At 41.7% G+C, this 19,172-nt stretch carries 14 protein-coding genes and 2 pseudogenes; 12 read left to right on the top strand and 4 right to left on the bottom strand.

The genetic code is table 11. The features are described from left to right. Positions 1-52: 52 nt before the first annotated feature. The 7 genes from CI960_RS07640 (at position 53) to CI960_RS07610 (ending at position 9,441) form a co-directional block, all read left to right on the top strand. Positions 53-1,135: a phage tail tape measure protein gene (locus tag CI960_RS07640; RefSeq protein WP_005857533.1), complete on the top strand. Its 1,083-nt coding sequence runs from the start codon at positions 53-55 to the stop codon at positions 1,133-1,135. Beyond that, positions 1,132-2,928 (top strand): hypothetical protein, encoded by a 1,797-nt coding sequence (locus tag CI960_RS07635; RefSeq protein ID WP_005857535.1) that lies wholly within the window; start codon positions 1,132-1,134, stop codon positions 2,926-2,928. The genes CI960_RS07640 and CI960_RS07635 overlap by 4 nt, the downstream gene beginning before the upstream one ends. Beyond that, positions 2,928-3,974: a DUF6046 domain-containing protein gene (locus CI960_RS07630; RefSeq protein ID WP_005857537.1), complete on the top strand. Its 1,047-nt coding sequence runs from the start codon at positions 2,928-2,930 to the stop codon at positions 3,972-3,974. The genes CI960_RS07635 and CI960_RS07630 overlap by 1 nt, the downstream gene beginning before the upstream one ends. Next, on the top strand, positions 3,974-5,227 hold the full coding sequence (locus CI960_RS07625; RefSeq protein WP_005857539.1) for a hypothetical protein: 1,254 nt from the start codon (positions 3,974-3,976) through the stop codon (positions 5,225-5,227). The genes CI960_RS07630 and CI960_RS07625 overlap by 1 nt, the downstream gene beginning before the upstream one ends. Then, a complete protein-coding gene (locus CI960_RS07620; protein WP_005857541.1) occupies positions 5,227-6,030 on the top strand; it encodes a hypothetical protein in 804 nt (267 codons plus the stop codon). Before CI960_RS07625 ends, CI960_RS07620 begins: the two co-directional genes overlap by 1 nt. Positions 6,031-6,189: 159 nt before the next feature. Then, a complete protein-coding gene (locus tag CI960_RS07615) occupies positions 6,190-8,415 on the top strand; it encodes a phage terminase large subunit (protein ID WP_005857545.1) in 2,226 nt (741 codons plus the stop codon). Further along, positions 8,416-9,441 (top strand): hypothetical protein, encoded by a 1,026-nt coding sequence (locus CI960_RS07610; RefSeq protein ID WP_005857547.1) that lies wholly within the window; start codon positions 8,416-8,418, stop codon positions 9,439-9,441. 186 nt (positions 9,442-9,627) lie between these two features. Here CI960_RS07610 and CI960_RS07605 read toward each other — a convergent pair whose 3' ends face one another. The 3 genes and pseudogenes from CI960_RS07605 to CI960_RS07595 form a co-directional block, all read right to left on the bottom strand. Then, positions 9,628-10,386, bottom strand: a complete 759-nt coding sequence (locus CI960_RS07605) for a hypothetical protein (RefSeq protein WP_005857549.1) — start codon at positions 10,384-10,386, stop codon at positions 9,628-9,630. Continuing rightward, a complete protein-coding gene (locus CI960_RS23895; RefSeq protein ID WP_182432489.1) occupies positions 10,326-10,670 on the bottom strand; it encodes a phage integrase SAM-like domain-containing protein in 345 nt (114 codons plus the stop codon). The genes CI960_RS07605 and CI960_RS23895 overlap by 61 nt, the downstream gene beginning before the upstream one ends. A gap of 316 nt (positions 10,671-10,986) precedes the next feature. Then, positions 10,987-11,076, bottom strand: a pseudogene (locus CI960_RS07595) (PIN domain-containing protein); the annotation flags it as partial. Between the two features lie 167 nt (positions 11,077-11,243). On the opposite strand from CI960_RS07595, the gene CI960_RS07590 reads away from it, so the two are divergent. Further along, a complete protein-coding gene (locus CI960_RS07590; RefSeq protein WP_005857556.1) occupies positions 11,244-11,855 on the top strand; it encodes a MarC family protein in 612 nt (203 codons plus the stop codon). Positions 11,856-11,931: 76 nt separating this feature from the next. On the opposite strand, the gene CI960_RS07585 is transcribed toward CI960_RS07590, so the two are convergent. Then, positions 11,932-14,298, bottom strand: a complete 2,367-nt coding sequence (locus CI960_RS07585; RefSeq protein ID WP_005857558.1) for an outer membrane beta-barrel family protein — start codon at positions 14,296-14,298, stop codon at positions 11,932-11,934. Between the two features lie 183 nt (positions 14,299-14,481). Here CI960_RS07585 and CI960_RS23890 point away from each other — a divergent pair. From CI960_RS23890 to CI960_RS07570, 4 genes and pseudogenes are all read left to right on the top strand, one after another. After that, positions 14,482-14,562: pseudogene (locus CI960_RS23890) on the top strand (cysteine hydrolase); the annotation flags it as partial. An 84-nt stretch (positions 14,563-14,646) separates the two neighbouring features. Beyond that, positions 14,647-15,633, top strand: a complete 987-nt coding sequence (locus tag CI960_RS07580; protein ID WP_005857563.1) for a linear amide C-N hydrolase — start codon at positions 14,647-14,649, stop codon at positions 15,631-15,633. A 99-nt stretch (positions 15,634-15,732) separates the two neighbouring features. Beyond that, positions 15,733-16,614, top strand: coding sequence for an AraC family transcriptional regulator (locus tag CI960_RS07575; protein ID WP_005857566.1), 882 nt, complete (start codon positions 15,733-15,735; stop codon positions 16,612-16,614). A 95-nt stretch (positions 16,615-16,709) separates the two neighbouring features. Continuing rightward, positions 16,710-19,091, top strand: coding sequence for a response regulator (locus CI960_RS07570; RefSeq protein WP_005857568.1), 2,382 nt, complete (start codon positions 16,710-16,712; stop codon positions 19,089-19,091). Positions 19,092-19,172: the final 81 nt, after the last annotated feature.

The following is a 19,172-nucleotide window of genomic DNA, read 5'->3' as shown; positions in this document are numbered from 1 at the left end:
TTTACGCTTCAAGCTATTCTTTATTAAGTAAACAATAACCAAAGCCTATAACATGGATTACAACGTCAGGTACAACATAGACATCAACGGGGCACAAGCTTCTAAAAGTATCAGTGATTTCCAAAACACGATACAGAAAACCATCCCTCCCATCATATCAAGTTTAGAAACCTTGAGAAAGGAACTGGGAAAGATCAACTCCGCTTTCGTCAATTTTAACAGGATCATTGGCACCAAACCCAAGAAGATAAAATATACTATTGACGGTAGTATAAAAAAAGAGCTAAAATCCCTTCAATCCCAGATCAATGCTATAAAAGGGAAAACTGTCACCATCAACACAAAAATCAATCAAACGACCAGCACCACGACAGGATCAATAATCTCTACCCCGAGAGGGAATAGTAGGGATTATGTCCCTAAAAATGGTAATAACAGGGTCGCCCGTGGTTTTGGGAACGGAGCGAGGGGATTGTTCGGAATGGCTGACGTAATGTATGCCGCTGGTTTCCCGTTCCCTAACATGATCGGAGCAGCCGCTATAGGTATGGGGGCCATGAGCATCACGAAAGATGCTGCCGAGTATGAGAATATCATGACAACCGTACGGAGTATCCTGAAAGCCACGGATAACGCTATCACCACGTTTAACCAGAGATTTTCCGATATGTCAAGGAATATCCGCAAGGTTGGTGTCGATACCAAGTTTACCACCACGGAAGTAGCTGGGGCGGCCAAATACCTTGGTATGGCGGGTTTGAATATTGAGGATATCAACAACTCTATAAAACCTATCGCCAACCTCGCTATTATCGGCGACGCTCCTCTTGACAGGATGGCAGATATCGTGACTAACATCCAGACAGCCTACGGGTTGGATAGCTCTAAAATGCCACAGATAGCGGATGTCCTCACGAGTATCACCACCAGCACGAATACCAATGTATTGGAAATGGGCGAAGCCATGAAATTTGCGGCCCCTATGATGAGTATGGCTAAGATATCCTTCAACGAGGCTACGGCTGCTATTGGCGCACTAGCAAACGCTGGATTGAAAGGTACGGTAGCGGGTACAGCGTTACGGGCAATGATGACAAGATTATTGAATCCTACAAAAAAGGAACCGAGGTCTTGAAAAAATATAATATCCAATTATATGAGTTAGATAAAGCAACAGGAAAAACCAAGTTAAAGTCATTGTTCGATATCTTCTCACAACTCAAAGCTAACGATGCCAGTATACAGGACCTGACCAGGCTATTCGATAAGATCGGAGGAAACGCAGCCAACAACGTGTTCGCCGAGTTGATGAAACTCCCAGAATTGATACAAAACTCTGTCTATGCCGCCGGCCTATCGGATCGTATCGCATCTGAGAAGCAAGAAACGATCAAGGGTAAATGGGATAAAGTCACGTCACAATTCACGGAGACTGGGATGAACGTGTTCGAGGCTTACAGTCCCGTTATCAAGGAAGGGCTGGATAATTTGGTCTTATTGTTACAACAATCTGGTACAGCCAAGATGCTCAAGGATATAGCATCAGGATTGATCGCAATAACAGAAGGCTTGATCAATGTGTCCACATGGGTATCAAAAAACTGGTATTGGCTGGAACATTTTGTAGTTGGAGGCGTATTATTAAAGAAGATATCAAATATAGTAGCCTACATAACCTCCATGACAAAAGGTCTTCTTGATACCGCCAAGGCAACTGGGGTATTAACAACCGCCATAAGCGGAGGATCAGGAGCGACCGCTGGAGGTGGTTTGTTAGTGGCTATCGGAGGAATACCCGCCATAGTCACAGCGGCAGTTACCGCCCTAGCGTCTTTAGGAATAAGCATGTATGGAGCCGGGAAAACGACACAATCCGTAAGCAAGGCTATAGAGAAAGAATACGAGAACCTATTGCCAATATTCAAGGATAAGGATAACGATAATAACAGCGCAAGCGGAAAGAACAATATAAAGAAAATCTTGTCAGGGACAGAATATTATGATTCATTGGGATACGATCTAGGAACGATGAATATGCTGTTCAATGGCGAAAGTAGCGTTTATCCGCAATACATGAGAGCCATGTCCGAGAGAGGTCAATTAGAAGGCTCAAAAATAGCCAACCAATACCTCATGGCCTCTATCGGTATGGAGAACTTAGGCAAGGATAAGATCAAATCGATCTACACTAACCTTATCGATGACATGGCAAGCCAAAAAAGGGCTTACCAATATAGCTTCGGTCCTTTTGCCAACCTTACCGAAGAGGAAAGATCAAGAGGGGTATCTGTATTGAATAGTATCAATCAACTTAACGCTGACACGGAAGCCAAGACCAAGCAATTCACCGAGGCCATGAATAAATCCATAGACTTGGGTATTGACTCTTTAAGCGAACTGATGAACCTCCAAATAAAGATCGCCAGCGGTCTACCTATAAGCGAAAACGAATCAATCAATCTCATAAAGAACCTAACAGGTTATGACCTTAGCCAAAAAGGTCTAGGGTATCATGTAATAGCGCCTTCCGGAGATATCGTGTACGAGGATAAGGAAGGTGCCGCAACAACCGCCAGATCCGTGATGTCCTCCCTCAGAAAACTTGGTGCGAAAGGATGGTTTTTGAATCCATTGATCTCGGCGTTAGGGGAGATCAAAGAATTATTTAACATGTCCGAACTCCAGACCACAAAGGATATCAGGACAGAAGGAGACTTAAGTGAGGGCGATATAGGGTATGGAGGAGCTTACAGTGGTGTAGGAAAAACCAAAGGGACACAACCCAAAGTGATCACTATCAATATCCAATCCCTCATCGGTAGCGTGAACATAAACTCAACCAACGGGGAAGATATGGAAACCCTCAAGGACAAAGTGACACAAGTACTCATAGACGCAATAAAGGATTTTGAAATATCATATAACTAATGGAAAAACTAAATATCATAGGTTCACCGATCAGGGAGCCTCAAAATAACAAGCCTAGGATATTCGCAAACGTGACCGGTGAATTGTCAAAGAAAACCTTGCCTTCCCTGGCTCCAAGGGATTATAAGGGGTATGCCATCAAACGGGTTATCGGTGAGTTATACAAGGGTAAGGACCCATCGTCACTTCTTACATACATCCCCCGAATCAACCTTATAGACCGAACAAGAAACCCCAAGGCGTATCTCCAGAAAAAAGCGAGGATCGTAGAGCGTATAGTCACCTGGAGAACAAAACAAGCGGTGTTAAGGATGGCGGATGAGATCGTCAATGGTTCACCTGACTATAAGCTTCAAACCAGGTATAATCTCACCGATAGAGATAGCAATATCAAGAAACTAGTAGAAGCTAATACACCTGTAAATCTACTGCAAGAGAAAGGTCTGGATGGAAGTCCTATCAGGCATTACATACAGCTCCAAGTTAAAGACGAAGGTGAGAACTATACGTTTTTTGACGGACACGCTATCATCAAGATCTCTGAGCGAAAAAATATCCTGCTGACCAAGGTACAAAGCCGAGACCTCACCCGTAAGGAATACATATCAGGGGGAGATTATAATATTACCATCAGCGGCAAAATAGTCAGTCCCTACCAAGATGTATACCCGACAAAAGAGGTCATGGACTTGATCAAGATATTGAAACATAAGGACGTGATAACATGTCAATCCCCATATCTCGATATGTTCGAGATTAGCACCATTCTTATACTATCCTATGACCTCCCTCAAGCAATCGGTTTCTCAAACGTACAGAACTATACGATTAACGCCGTGTTTGAGAGAAATACGGAAGCGTTAAAGTTCGAGGAGAAAGAAAAACAGGAGATATTATCTGCAAAGCAGGTAATGCAAGAAGAAATCGCCAAACGTGAGGCTTGGTTAGCCGCCAACCCGGAGCAAGTCGTTTCCAAGGCCAGCCTAAAAGATTACCTGCGTAAGTTCAACCCCAAACAATTTATTCAATTACAAAACTGGATATAATGGAAATACATGGCTTAAGCATGCTGAATTGCCTTATCACGATTGGAGACGAAGATCCTAACGACACACTGCACATCTTAAACAAGATCACTGTCAACGAGGTTGTAAACCTCCAGATCAAAGATTCCTACCAGACCCTTATCAATACAGCCACGGTGGAGTTCACGAGACAGATCACGATCAAATCCTCTTTGAAAGACGAGTTCGGAACCAGAGAGGTCAAACTTGTGGGTGACAAGGATAGCTTATTCAAAAGAGGTAAGCGCATCAACATAAAACTCTGCTACGGGATAGACGAAAACCTCAAAACGATGTTCGATGGATATATCACTTCTATCATTTCTGGGAACCCATTCACTCTTGAGTGTGAGGATATGGGGTATATATTAAAGCAGACAGCCCTAGATCCGATAGAGACCAGCGCAAAAGGTACCAAGATAAATGAATTTGTGCCGAAGATACTGAAAGGTACCGGAATAAAACTTCATCCCAGCACGAAAGAGATGAACATGGAGATAGGCCAGATTATTTACCCGCAAAGCTGCACGGTGGCCGATATATTGAATCGATTCAAGAAATGGGGTATCATGTGCTATATGAGAAATTATAACGGTGTTCCTCATCTAGCTATAGGCAGGACATTCTTCTCAGTCAACACCTCTGAGTCGTTACTGAAAGATATGCCGGATACCCCCTACGATATAGAGTTTGATGAAAACGTGGCAGAGGATAACCTGTCCATCCACAAATTAGATCCAGCGCTCATGGCGTTAGAAGCTATCGCCATGTACCCGGATAACTCCATGTTTAAAGCGACTATCAGAAGAGACCCAAAAGACACATCCAAGTTTCAAGTGATTAATGAGACAAAGATAAGCAAGAACCAGTTAAAGAACACTTTATTATCAGAATATGATAAAAACAACAACCTTACGAACCAATATGGCGGCAAGAACACTAAAATCGATCTTTCTGCTTATAACATTCGTACTTTTCATGAATATAACGTCAACCGTAACACTCTTATCAAGAATGCAGAAGCGAAATTCGGGGAGATATCCCAGACCGGAATCGATGGAGATATTACGATCTTCGGTGATTTTGGATTACAAGCCGGATGCAAGGTACGACTGACGGATAATCTTAATCCCGAGAGAAACGGGACCTATGTTGTAAGCGAGGTGATAACAACTTTTGGGGTAAGAGGTTATAGACAAAAATTAAAGATTCCATACAAATTAAGTGATAAATAATGGCAGATTATAACAAACTATCAGAGGCACTTAGAAGGATCGTACAAGCTCCTGAGAACAATTTGATGATATTACATGGATTCGTGGCTAAATATACATCAGGTAACAAAGGGGCTGTAGGAACCATTGACTTCATCTCCATGGACGGAACAGTAAGGATACCCGAGATACCTATAAACGCCATACCCGGATTAACCAAGGGGCAGGTGATCGTCCCAACCATTAAGTCAGATGTTACGGTATTATGGGCCGTAGGTACCGGAAACGCCTCTATATTATCCTTCTCTCATATCGACACCTACAACACTATCTCAACCAAAGAGGTAAATATAGGCGTTACCAGCGAAATACCGGACGATAGCGTTGATTATAACGAGCTACAGGAAGATGGAAACAAGAGCGTAACCACGTATACCAATTCGTCAATAACATCTACCGTCCTAGACAAGACCGGTTCAGCCACCTCATCTATCACCACTGACAAAATAACATCCGAGGTAGGATCGTCAAAGATGGAAGTCGGGAAAGAGCAAATAAAGGAAAGCGTAGGTAATTCCTATGAGAAACTGGATAACTCCGGTGTTACGATAGAGGGACAGCAAATATTTATTGGCGAGGGGGCTACAGAACCGGCGGTATTGGGAACCCAGCTTGTCAATCTCATGGTAGAGTTTATTACAGAGTGCTCAAAAATAACCACACCTACCATGTTAGGGACTATGCCGATCGTTAATCTCGCCAATTTCATACCGTTCCTCGCTAAATGTAACTCATTCTTATCACAAACCGTAAAAGTAAAATAATGGCAAGACAAAAACTAAACCAAGACCTAGATTATGGGTTGATAGATATGCCTGATCTTGATATATCCAACATATGCAGGAACTTGTACGATAGTTTTTATAGTAGCTGCTACCATAAAGAAAAGGCTTAGACATGGAAATATTGCCTTCGTTCCCACCGTGATCGAGCAAGAGTTCGGTGGGAAGTTCGATAATTATATGACCGCTTACTCTTGGGGATATTATATCCGAAATATCATGCCAGACCCTAATAATTTTAAGAGATCAAATCATACAGAGATTCCACAAGACCTAGTCACCTCCAGCCTAGAGGATAGAAAAAATTTTCTTAAGGGATTGCTCAAGGAAGTAAATATAAAGAACAACGGCAAGTATGAGTTCATGAGCCGATCGGAAAAGTTCGCCAATCAATTAGTGGATATATTAAGGAGCGTAGGAGCCATAGCCACTATCACGAAAAGCAAGGGAAAAGGTACGGTTATAAAATATTATGTCCGCTTCTCTTTTGATCCGAGATTTAATAAGATGATAAAACCAACCATAACCCCAGAACATAGAAGATATATAAGACAAGTGATCGAGCTGGACGATCCTAAAGAATGTAGATGTATAACACTTGATAGCGATGAGCAACTGTATATCACGGACGATTTTTTGGTCACTCACAATTCATATATAGGTAGCGCATGGTTGGTAAGCAGTTGTATGCGGTTTCCAAACATACGTGCCGTGGTAGCACGTAAGACCATCAAATCCCTGAAAGAATCAACTTTCATAACAATTAAGAAAGTGATGAAAGAATGGGGATTGAAAGAGGATGAGAATTTCTGCATAAACAACATAGAAGGAACGATAACTTTCTGGAACGAATCCGTAATCATGATGAAAGAAATGGCTGATCTTCCAGCTGACTTGGATTTCTCCCGTTTCGGTTCGATGGAAGCAACGATCGTATTTGTTGATGAGGCATCCGAGATATCTGAAAGAGCGGCAGATGTTATGTTCTCCCGTATTCGTTGGAAAACATCGGAGACATTCAAGACACCCAAGATGTTCTTGTCTTGTAACCCGGCGGCATGTTGGCTGCGTGAGAGGTTCGTGCAAGATGAGGAAGGGAACCCCGTAAAATGCAGGGATGGCGAGGTATTTATCAGATTCTCCATATTTGATAATCCGGATGAGAGCTTTCGGCAAATATATGAGGCTTCTTTGAACAAGATCAAGAATAACGCCACAAGGGAACGTCTTCTGTATGGAAACTGGGATTTCGTAGAAGCGAACGCCATGACGCTGTATAAAGGTTTCTCCGGAGATAAGCATCTTGTTCAAAACTTAAAAGAAAACGTATATGATCCGATGAAACCGTTGATCTTAGGGTTTGACTTCAACGTATTTCCGCATATGACATGTGAGGTTGTACAAATTGATTGGGAGAATAAGAACGTGTATTTTTTGGAGGAATTTCTTGGAAAACCAGAGGACAAGCTAAATAACACACCTAAGTTCGCCCAGTATGTAAAAGATAAGTTATTGGAATCAAAACAGATCGGAGGAGTGGTATTGACTGACGATCCCGCTGGATTGGCTAGAAACACGCAAACCGAGGATGGCGTAAACAATTTCACCATTATCCAGTCTTGCATGAATAACACCATATTAAGGCCAAAACAGAACATACTAGCCAAGCAACCCCCTCAGAAGAACCGTGTTGATTGGATCAATGAGTTATTCGATGGTCTGGATGGATGGAATATTTATATCGACTTAAGGTGTAGGAAATTGACCGAGGATTTGGTCTATCAGATCAGAAATGAGGATGGAACAAAGAACAAGCAAAAAGTCACAGATCCCAAGACGAAGGTAAGATATGAGAAATATGGCCACTGTTTTGCCGCTGGAACGATGATAACCACTAAGGAGGGAGAAATACCTATAGAAAATGTAAAGGCTGGCGATTACGTATTGACAAGGGAAGGATACAAGAAAGTAACTTTCTCGGAAATAACAGGGAAGAACGTAATGGTTAAGGATTACTCCATAGGGGACACAAATATCACTTGTACCCCAGATCATCTTTTCTATACGATAGAAGATGGCTTTGCAGAAATAGATAAGATAATACAAAAAACATTTGTAACATGCGAGAAGACGAAGAAGCTATCCGTAAGGAAATCTAACGAAAGGATTATAGATAAGGTCTATGACATCACGGTAGAGGATCGGCATGAATTTTTCGCTAATGGTATATTGGTTCATAACTGCACAGATGTCCTTGATTATATCCTCTGTACATTCCTTTCTAAGAGCTGGCTCAAATACCAGCGAGGAGGACAAACAGGAACCGTATTAACAACATCAATAATTAAACCACAATTCAGTTACTAAATGGAAAATAACAGATTTTTGTTGGATAGTGATTATTTAGAGATAATCACCAAGGAAGCCCTGGAACAAATAATCCAACCGGGAAACGAGTATAAGTTTATACAAGCCGAGGAATTGGCAGAGATGTCGATATTAGAGAACCTGGTGGAGAATTATGAGATTGAGAATGAGTTAATGAAAGGTAAGGCTATCAGGATGTATGATAGAAGGATCAACTATCCCGTAGGGGCGTATATCCAGTACGAGGATAATATCTATAAGGTGATCCGTTCTATCAGTGGCTATAAGGTTCCCACCGACAAGATTTATTGGGAAGAGTCAATCGAGATCCAAGAACTTATCAACGCCGATCCTTACTCCCAACTATTGACCTATCGACCGGGGGATTTGGTTTGCTACAATGGGATCGTGTTTGAGTGCATGATTGAGAATGGTTACGAGTTCAATGACATACGAGTTCCATTATCAAACTGCTGGGAGAAAGCGGAACCGTTAAAATGGACTCCTACCCCATTCCAGCTATACGATCCGGTAAGTTATGGTGACAACTTTTATCAACTGTATGAATTAACCGATTATGATGAGACAATATCACCAGACTTACGACCTCAATGTTGGGGTGAGATATTACCATATGATCCGAACTATAATGAATATGAGTTATCGCCACATGAATTTGTGGTCTACGATGGAAAGGTATTCTATCCTACGTTGAACGTGAATAGTGACATCCCAGAGATCGGGAAGAACTTAGCGTTGGAGGACCCCAGGCATAAGAACATCAAGAAGCACATGGTCAGATTAGCCCTTTACGAGCTTACCAAGAACATTTCTCCCAATAATGTATCCATTACTAGGTCAAACGATTATGAGACATCTATGGCCTGGTTAAAGGACGCAAACAGACTGAAGATCAACCCCATGATTCCAAGAAAAGTGGACAATACCGGCAAGCCAACTACGGACTGGGGGATAGCTACTTTTCAGAAGTCATACGATCCTTACTTGAATCCTTGGCAGGTGTGACATAGGAAAAATGATGAACGTAACAGGAAGGAGATAGAGGGTGTGTCAAAACTCAAATTTTGAAATATGAACTTATAATTTGAAATTTGATCATATTAAAAGACCAAAGAAAGAGTCGTATCATTACTCAATACAGAGCTTGATACGGCCCTTTTAAGTGTTATTGTTACAATTTGTCAATATCGCTTATTTATTAAGCCTTTCATAAAGAACAAAATCTATTACCCTCCTATTAAGCTCGTCTATCCTACCCCAATCAGGCTTAATATAGATATCCGTTATAGGCAAGGCAGAAGCATGATTTAAACCTTTAGCTACATTATCAATATCTGCGCCGATATCATTCCTCGCTATAGTGGCCCACGAATGGCGAGCCGAATAGAAAGACATCTCTTGATAATCGATGTAATCACGAAGAGCGATCATTCCCTGTCGTATGGCGGTTCTAAAAGATCTTTCTGAGCTAAAACGATCTCCTATACATAAGAGCCGATCTCCATCTCCGGGATATTTGTAGATAATTTCAAGCGCTTCTGGTTCTAACTTTATCGAGGTAAAAGCCCTATCCATCCTTCGGTTCATGGTTTTGGTCCGTTCAAATTCCAACCGGCCTTTTTTCATGTTGGATTTTTTCATCATCATGAAATCAATAGTATTTGTCCCTCTTGTATAAAACGACAACATAAACATATCCCTTATAAAATTCAAAAGACTTCTGGATGGATTATTGTAATAAGTATCATCCGGAATATTTGCGATCATCCTTATAATCTCCGGAGGTAATGCTTTTTTGTTTGAGATTGGCATGGGAGGCATCTTATATCTCTCGAAAGGATTGTAAGGAATCACTATCTCTCCTATCTCTGGATTATTGTACTTTGCCCTTATCCGGTTAATGGATGCCTTAAGGTTGGATATATAATTACGGATCGAGGCTGGGGACATTCTTTTATGTTGCAGAAGGTATAATCATTGAGGAACTTCAACGTCACTTCATTAATATTTAAAGAATCTGCCCCCATAAATTTCATCAACGAGGATCTGGTGGTCAAATAATTGAACTTTGTATTCTCATTACTTATCTCATTGGCTATATCCAGTATCTCGGCTATCACATCAATGACATGCTTCTTTTCCGCATTGCATAAGTCCACGATTTGTCTCAAACTTTTGCAACCAATCAAGTTCCTAGCCTCAAGATCATTGATTCTTGCTTGGAACTTAACCATGATCTCATTAATAAGATTAAGAGATCGACAACTCCTAATAGACAAATTCTTAGTTACCTCGTTGGATTTCAGTATAATACCAGTATTATACATATACATCTGCCGCTCTCTAGTTAAGCAGATATAACCCACGTAAGATCCATCTGATCTTTTTTTACTCTTCTGAACACAAGGATTCAAATAAATCATATTATAAACTATTAATTATCATCTGTTTGCCGAAAGCCCTTTTTGAAGCCTTTTCGGTTATTTTTCGGCAAACAACCATCAATAAATGGGGAAAAATCAGAAACATAAAAAACTGATTTTAAGCATGATAGATATCATTTTCCTGAAAGTTCTCGATGCACTTATAGTCATGTAATATGACATTCGTGTCCAACACAAAATTCTTCTTTGCTCCCATGGCCTTTCGATTTAATGATTATTGCTTCTAATATAAGAACAATTCTGACACGTTGATAGTTCAGGCCTGCTAAAATTAGTTACACACACCAATAATTTCGTCATATTGACCAATTCAAAGAAAATATGTATCTTTACGAGGATTAAAAAACACAGGAGGATAACATCATGTTCACAAATTTCAATTTCCAGCAAATACTTAGCGCCTTTATCGTATTATTCGCTGTTATCGATATAATCGGAGCTATTCCCATCATCATAGACCTAAAGGATAAAGGCAAGGATGTCAATGCGTTGAAGGCAACCCTAATCTCTTTTCTATTGTTATTAGGGTTCTTCTACGCCGGGGATATATTGCTCAGGCTTTTCCATGTGGACATCGAGTCGTTTGCCGTGGCCGGCGCTTTTGTGATCTTCCTCCTATCTTTAGAGATGATTCTCGACATAGAGATTTTCAAGAATCAAGGGCCAATCAAGGAGGCTACGTTGGTGCCGCTGGTATTCCCGTTGCTAGCCGGAGCGGGATCGTTCACCACTTTATTATCGCTCCGTGCGGAATATGCCAGCGTGAATATTATCGTGGCGTTAATATTGAATATGCTATGGGTATATTTCGTGGTTCGTATGACACGGAAGGTGGAAAGGGTTTTAGGAAAAGGCGGTATTTACTTGATCCGTAAATTCTTCGGTATCATTTTATTGGCGATATCCGTAAAATTATTCATGAGCAATATCACCCTGCTAATGGAACAGATAGAAGCGAGTACGAAAGCAATATAGGATTTCCTTTAAAAGAGCATCCAGTTTCATCCTATTGAAACAAAGAGTTCATTAGGATGAAACTACAAGGCATCTATTATTTTCCGAAACGAGATGTGTCTATCGAATCATGTTCCTTCTCCTTGTAACCACCAAACTTCCAGGCAAAAGATAATTTCAGACATCTCTCATCATTCAATTTCCTCATCCGGCTCCATTGATTGCCTTGGTTTATCTTGATGGTACGTGGAATGCTGCTGGCGAAAATATCGTCTCCTTTAAGTGTCAAGCTGGCACGGTCATTCAAGAAAGTCCATTTTAATCCAGCAGATATCTCATACATGGAACCCAAGTCGTATATACCTTGGATAGCACCGGGAGTCACGTATTGGCCGTCTATCGTCATTTTTAAATTCGGTTTATCACATAAGTTAAATGTGTTACTCATATGCGCTAATCCTAGATAAGCCTCACGGTTATATGAGATGCCGTGGAAGTTATCATTCTTTTCTTGCATCCTCCAACCTCGCAGTGTGATGCGGCTATTCCAAAAACGACCCACATTAAAAGGAATGATCACCGCCAATCCCGTTTCCAGACTATAATCCATATTCTCGAAACGAAAAACGGTCTTCAGTTCCGTATCGCTTTGATAAGGAAGTTGGGCGAAATAATCCGGCGTGTATTCACAGAACGCTACCAGCATATACTTTTGGCGGAAGATATAGACCATCTGCCCCTCATACGTGCGATAAGGTTTCAACAAGGGATTTCCCGCCACCTCCGAGTAAGAGTTTAGAGGCGTTACTTGCGGGGAGACTTGCCAATAACCGGGGTAGGTCTTATCGCTACTTATATCGAACTGTAAAATATGGCGGGGAGAAAACGTATAGCTCAGGGATACGGTAGGAAACAACGCCCCCTCATTCCATAGGTTCATATTTTCCCGGCTAGAGGTGTAGTCAGACTTAAAATACTCCCCTTTCAGCCCAACCGTAGCAGAGAAACGCTCTCCGAAGCTTTTCGATACCTCTGCGAAAATATCAGCGATGTATTCCTTTTGTGTATTATCCTCCAACGCTTCCTCGTCCATCTCATAGCCAGCACCTTGCTCATATAAATACTCCGAATAGTTTTTCGACGAGGCGTAACCTCCATGCACGCCGTAATTCAATCCCCACCCGGAAGCGAAACTATGTGTCTTATTTAGGAATACGGACCAGCGGGATACATCCTGTCTCGTATTATTTATCATATCAGTCCGGGAACCATTCGTATTCGTATCATGGTAATCAAGTACCGAGGGCGAATGATAACGAGTAAAATCCGCTCCTGCCGATATCCCGGCATGTCCGTCATACTGTAAACGTATATTATGGATAGCGGAGTGCCCGTCGTCACGGACCAAGCTCGTACTCTCACTTTTATTTTCCGGCTTCGACAGATCCAGATATGAGGTAAAGGCATCACGGTCCGATAAGACTTTATCTCCCTTCAGATAATATGCCAAAGAGAGTTTATCCTCATTCGCGAACGTATAATCCATTCCCAGACGAACCGTTCCTCTATTTACATGGACAAGGGCCCGATTATGTTGGCTTATTTCCGTCATACCACTATTTAATGTATGGCGGGCCAACATATCCTCCCCCATCACATCCCGTCTCTTATTACCATTCAACAGGAAATCTAAGCTAAAGCCCTTATTCGTATAAAGTAAATTCACATGCGCATCTCCCCCCGCATGGCGATATTGGGTGTAATCCACACCCGTTTCACCTTGCCAAGAAGGAGTCTCGGACTCATTCTTACTTAATACGACATTGAGTAACGCCCCCTTGACATTATATTTAGCTGGAGCGTTATACATCACCTCAGCCTTTTCGACCCTTGAGGCTGGCATAGTTTTCAGTAACTGGATTAATTGATCTGCCGACATTGTCGTCAACTGCCCATTCAAGATTATATTCAAACGACTGGCCCCTACCAGTTCCAGATTATCATTCCGCTCGATAAGCCCCGGTAAGTCCTTGATGATCTCAAAAGCGTTCGTGGCAGTCTTATCCTTCATCAGTTGAGGGACATCATACGTCAGCTTGCCTCCCTCCAGTTTCACTTGCGGGCGTTCTCCCTTTACGGTAATCTCGGCCAACTGATAATCTTTCTCCTCCAGCACCACCGTACCTACGTTGGCGGTAGTTATCTCTTTCTCTACCATATTATATAAGATGTGTTGGAAAATAAGTCGATACGACTGGTCTAGCGGATGATTCAATCGAAAATCCCCAAGCGTATCGGTAACCACGGCATCCACATATACAGAGTCAAGGGTCTGTAAAATCACCGCCACTCCATCTATCGGTTGTTCCTTGCCATCCATCACTTTTCCGGAAATACCTTGTGCCATAATCTCACCGAGACTCATCAGCAAGCATAAAATCATGTAGTAAATAGTACGTTTCATATCGGTTTGTTTTTATCATTTTTCGTTCATACAAAAGAAACGTATTCTTAAAAGAAACTATGTTACCACTCACTTACGAAGTCTTACCTTGTCTTATCAGGAATGTTATTTAGTCTTATCGCCAATTATCAAACCCAACAAAGAGGAACAAGATAATCTGGAAAACACCTTCAGAAAAGTAGTATGAATGGTATCCTTTGTGCTAAATCTCACCTAAGGGAATTGCAGGAAAAAGGTTTCGAGGCCGCCGTACTCTTTGATGCGAAAACGTAAACTGAACATTAAGAGGTTCTAACTGTTGATATATCAATCAAATATTTGAAGATAACCTATTAAAAGTTGAAAATCATGTGTACAAGAGTAGTTTATTCGGGAACAAACGGGATGGTAGCGACTGGTCGCACGATGGACTGGAAGACCGATATGCATAGTAACCTATGGGTGTTTCCTAGGGGGATGGAGAGAAACGGGGAGACAGGAAAGGATTCTTTAAAGTGGAAATCCAAATACGGCAGCATCATCACCTCCGCTTTCGAGATAGCCAGTACGGACGGAATGAACGAGAAAGGTTTGGTAGCTAATTTGCTCTGGTTACCCGAAGCCCAATATCCGGCCAGAGATAAGAATAAGCCGGGCCTTGCCATAACGATATGGGTACAATATATGTTGGATAATTTCGCTACGGTGGAAGAAGCGGTCTCTTTTATCAACGAAGATACGTTTCAAGTAGTATCGGATAAGATGCCGGACGGTTCCCGCTTGGCGACCTTACATTTATCGATTTCCGACGCAACCGGTGATTGCGCTATCTTCGAATACATAGGAGGTAAACTGACCGTTTATCACAGTAAGGAATACAAGGTGATGACTAACTCCCCTACTTATAATAAACAGTTGGCTCTTTGTGAATATTGGAAATCGATCGGAGGGCTGAGTTTCCTTCCGGGTACCAACCGTGCATCCGACCGTTTTGCCAGAGCTAGTTTTTATATAGATGCCGTACTTAAGACGGACGATGAGAAGATAGCTATCGCCTGTGTATTCAGCGTGATCCGTAACGCCTCTGTCCCTTATGGCATATCGACTCCCGAGAGTCCGGAGATATCCACCACGCAATGGAGAACGGTATCCGAAAGCAAGAACCTGATTTATTTCTTTGAGTCGAGCCTGACCCCGAACACTTTCTGGGTACGACTGAGAGACATGGACTTATCGGAGGGTGCGCCGGTACTTAAACTATCCATCGCCAACGGTGAGACCTATCATGGCAACACTTCAAAAGACTTTAAGCCGGCGCAACCATTCAAGTTTATGGGTGTAAAGGATCTTATTTAGTCTTGGCTAACTATTTTTTGGGATAATATGTTCCATATTTCCTTTTACAACATTTGAGTTTCAATTAATATTTATATTTGACGTCAAAAATCTTACAATATGGATAAACAGTTCCTCTGCCTTGATTCACCTACAGACTTTATGGTTGGTAAATACATATCCGCCGATGAACTCAAGGAGTTTATAAATATTCCTTGTAAGATAAAAGCCGGGGTCTTTATCCTTTGCATGGAAGGGCAAATACGCTCAACTATCAATATGTCAGAATTGACCACCTCGAAACTCAATGTTGTAACGCTATTGCCCAATAGTCGCATACAAATACATGAGATATCCCCCGACATCTTGATCTATTTCATAGCGTTCTCTTTCGATTTTATGTGTTACGCAAATTTTATCAAGAGCACGATGGGTTATCTACTTATGATTTACAGGTATCCGATTATAAAAATATCCCAAAACAGGGCCAACCTGATCACGAACTTCTACGAGCTTCTCTATCAATATGCCGTATATCCCGATATCTTGAACAATAAAGAGATGATAAAGGCCATTTTTATGATGTGTAGTCAAGGTATCGCAGAAATATACAGTAAAAATTACCCATTAGAGAAACAGGAACTTACACGTCCGTTACAAATCTATCAAGAGTTCCTAAATATGGTATTAAGATACTATACAAAAGAGCATAACGTATCGTTTTATGCCGAGAAGTTGGGCCTCACGTTCTCCTATTTCTCGACATCCATCAAAAAAGCGATCGGCGAGACTCCCCAAGAGATCCTCACGCAAACAATAATCATAGACGCTAAGACACAGTTAAAAGGGACTAACCAAGAAATCAAAAACATAGCGATGGACCTCGGCTTTAATAATCTATCGTTCTTTAATAAGTTCTTCCGTCGAAATGTAGGCATGACTCCACAAGAATACAGGGGTAAATCGTATACCTATTCTTGTTACCAGAAAACATCCGACTAGCCGAAAGCAAAAACGGAACATATTATCAAAAAGAAGAATTTCAAGGGTACCTTTTATAATTTTTACTTTTGTAGAATAATATAAAAAGACATACGATGGAAGGGCGAGAGACGGATCTAGAATACAACTTATTGATGGGGCTTACGGGAGCTAGCGTCAGCAAACATTTATTGGATGAGCATTTCACACTTTTATGGGCAAATGACTTCTATTACGATATGATAGGTTACCCCAAAGAAGAATATGAAGCTCTTTTCCACAATAAACCCGATTTGTATTTTAAAGGTTATGATGAAGCTTGGAATATATTATCCAAGAATGTTTACGAGACGATAGCTAATAAAGCCAGCGGTTACGAAACCGTTATCCAGATGCCAACGAGAAAAGGGAAAAGATGGACTAAAATCACCTCAACGTTTACCGACCAACTACAAGACGGCATCCCTATCTCCTATACGGTAATGACCGATGTAGAGGACGTAATGCGAAGGCGGATCGAGCAAACGATCACTTATGATAATATCCCCGGCTTCATATCCAAGCATAAGGTACATAAAGACGGCAGTTTTACATTGCTGGAGGCAAATGATAAATATATGGACTTCTCTGGTATCGATAAAAATTCTTTTTTATCTTTCAGTCCTTTCTCCCGTTTAGATGAAACAAGCCGTAATACGATGAACGCACATATCCCCTGTATGCTAAAAGGGGAACCTGTACATTTCGTTATCCAGTCGAAAGACAAAAACGGCAACGGCGCTTGGCTACAGTTGAACGGGGAATGTATCGGCTGGGAAGGTGACGAGCCTATCTATCTTATCGTTTACATCAATATCACCGACATTACCGAACAGAGGGAGTTGCAAAAGAAACTGGAGAAACAGTCAAAGCAACTTAAAGAAGCACTAAAGTCGGCGGAACAAGCCAACCAAGCCAAATCTGATTTTCTCGCCCGCATGAGCCACGATATCCGTACACCCATGAACGCCATCATGGGAATGGCGACTATAGCCAAAGCCCATGTAGATGAACGTGAAAGAATATTAGATTGTATGGAAAAAATCAATGGAGCCTCTAAATTATTATTGAGTCTGATTAATGAGGTTCTCGATATGTCCAAGATCGAAAGTGGCAGGTTAATTCTTTCGGAGGATGAGTTCAATGTGGGTGAGCTCTTGCAAGACTTGGTCGTTATGATGCAACCGGAGATCAAAAACAAACAACAAACTTTAAATATACACGTCAAGAACCTTAGGCATGAGAATGTAAAAGGCGATACGCAGCGTATCAAACAGGTATTGATGAATATCCTCTCGAACGCAATTAAGTATACGCCGGAGAATGGGCGAATCACGATAGAAATCTACGAGAAGGACCCTCATAACGGCATCGGAAATTATCAATTCGTGTTTGAGGATAACGGAAGAGGTATGAAACCGGAGTTTCTGGATAAGATTTTCGAGCCTTTCGAGCGTGCGAGCGATGATGAGATCAAGAGGATACAAGGCACTGGCCTCGGGATGTCGATCAGCCATAAGATCATTCAGATGATGGGAGGAGATATCAAGGTGGAGAGTGAATATGGCAAAGGTTCCCGCTTCACCATCGACATGCCATTGGTTTGTCGGGATCAGAAGCCCGATGATAAGATAGAGGTAGAAGGTTTAGAGGTTCTTGTGGTAGATGATGATAAGATCGCTTGTCTAAACACGTCTAGCTGTTTGCGAGAGATCGGGATAAACAGTGAATGCGTATATTCAGGTAGCGAAGCTATAGAAAAAGTACGACAGCATCATTTAGCGGAGAAAGAGTATTTCGCCGTGATCATTGACTTGAAGATGCCTCAAATGAACGGCATTGAAACAACCCGGCAAATCAGACGTTTCGTGGGAGCGGACGTACCGATCATCATTCTCTCCGCATACGATCTTGAGGAATATGAGGCAGAGGCTAAGGAGGTTAAGGCCAATGGATTCATCACCAAGCCTCTCTATAAGTCCAAGCTACTCCAAGTATTGAGATCTTTCCTTGACGAAGGAGACCAGCCGGAACCGATCCGCCCATTCAAGTTATCAAACGTCGATTATTCCGGCAAGCGCATCTTGCTGGTGGAGGATAACGAGTTAAATCGTGAGATCGCCGTAGAGATCATCGGCAGCACCGGTATCACTATCGATACGGCGATAAATGGGCTCGACGCCGTACATAAAGTCGCCCAATCGGAAGAAGGATTTTACCAGATAATACTGATGGATATCCAGATGCCTATCATGGACGGTTATGAGGCGACCCGGCAGATTCGTTCCCTCCAACGAAGGGATATCGCACATATGCCAATTATAGCCATGACCGCCAACGCTTTTTCCGAAGACGTGACAAACGCTATCAAAGCGGGCATGAATTATCATTTGGCTAAACCGATTGATATTGGGGCGTTGATGGGCATCCTTAGTAAATATTTACAAGCGCCCGCATAAAGTTTATCTTGCGTATTAAAAGTTCATGTAATAAAATTGTCTATTTTTAGCGATCAATTCGATTATAAGCATAAAGAGACT

The organism is Parabacteroides sp. CT06 (genome assembly GCF_002257605.1).
Classification (GTDB): Bacteria; Bacteroidota; Bacteroidia; order Bacteroidales; family Tannerellaceae; genus Parabacteroides; species Parabacteroides distasonis.
The sequence above is the reverse complement of the archived record's forward strand: the minus strand, read 5'-3'. Positions and strand labels throughout refer to the sequence as shown.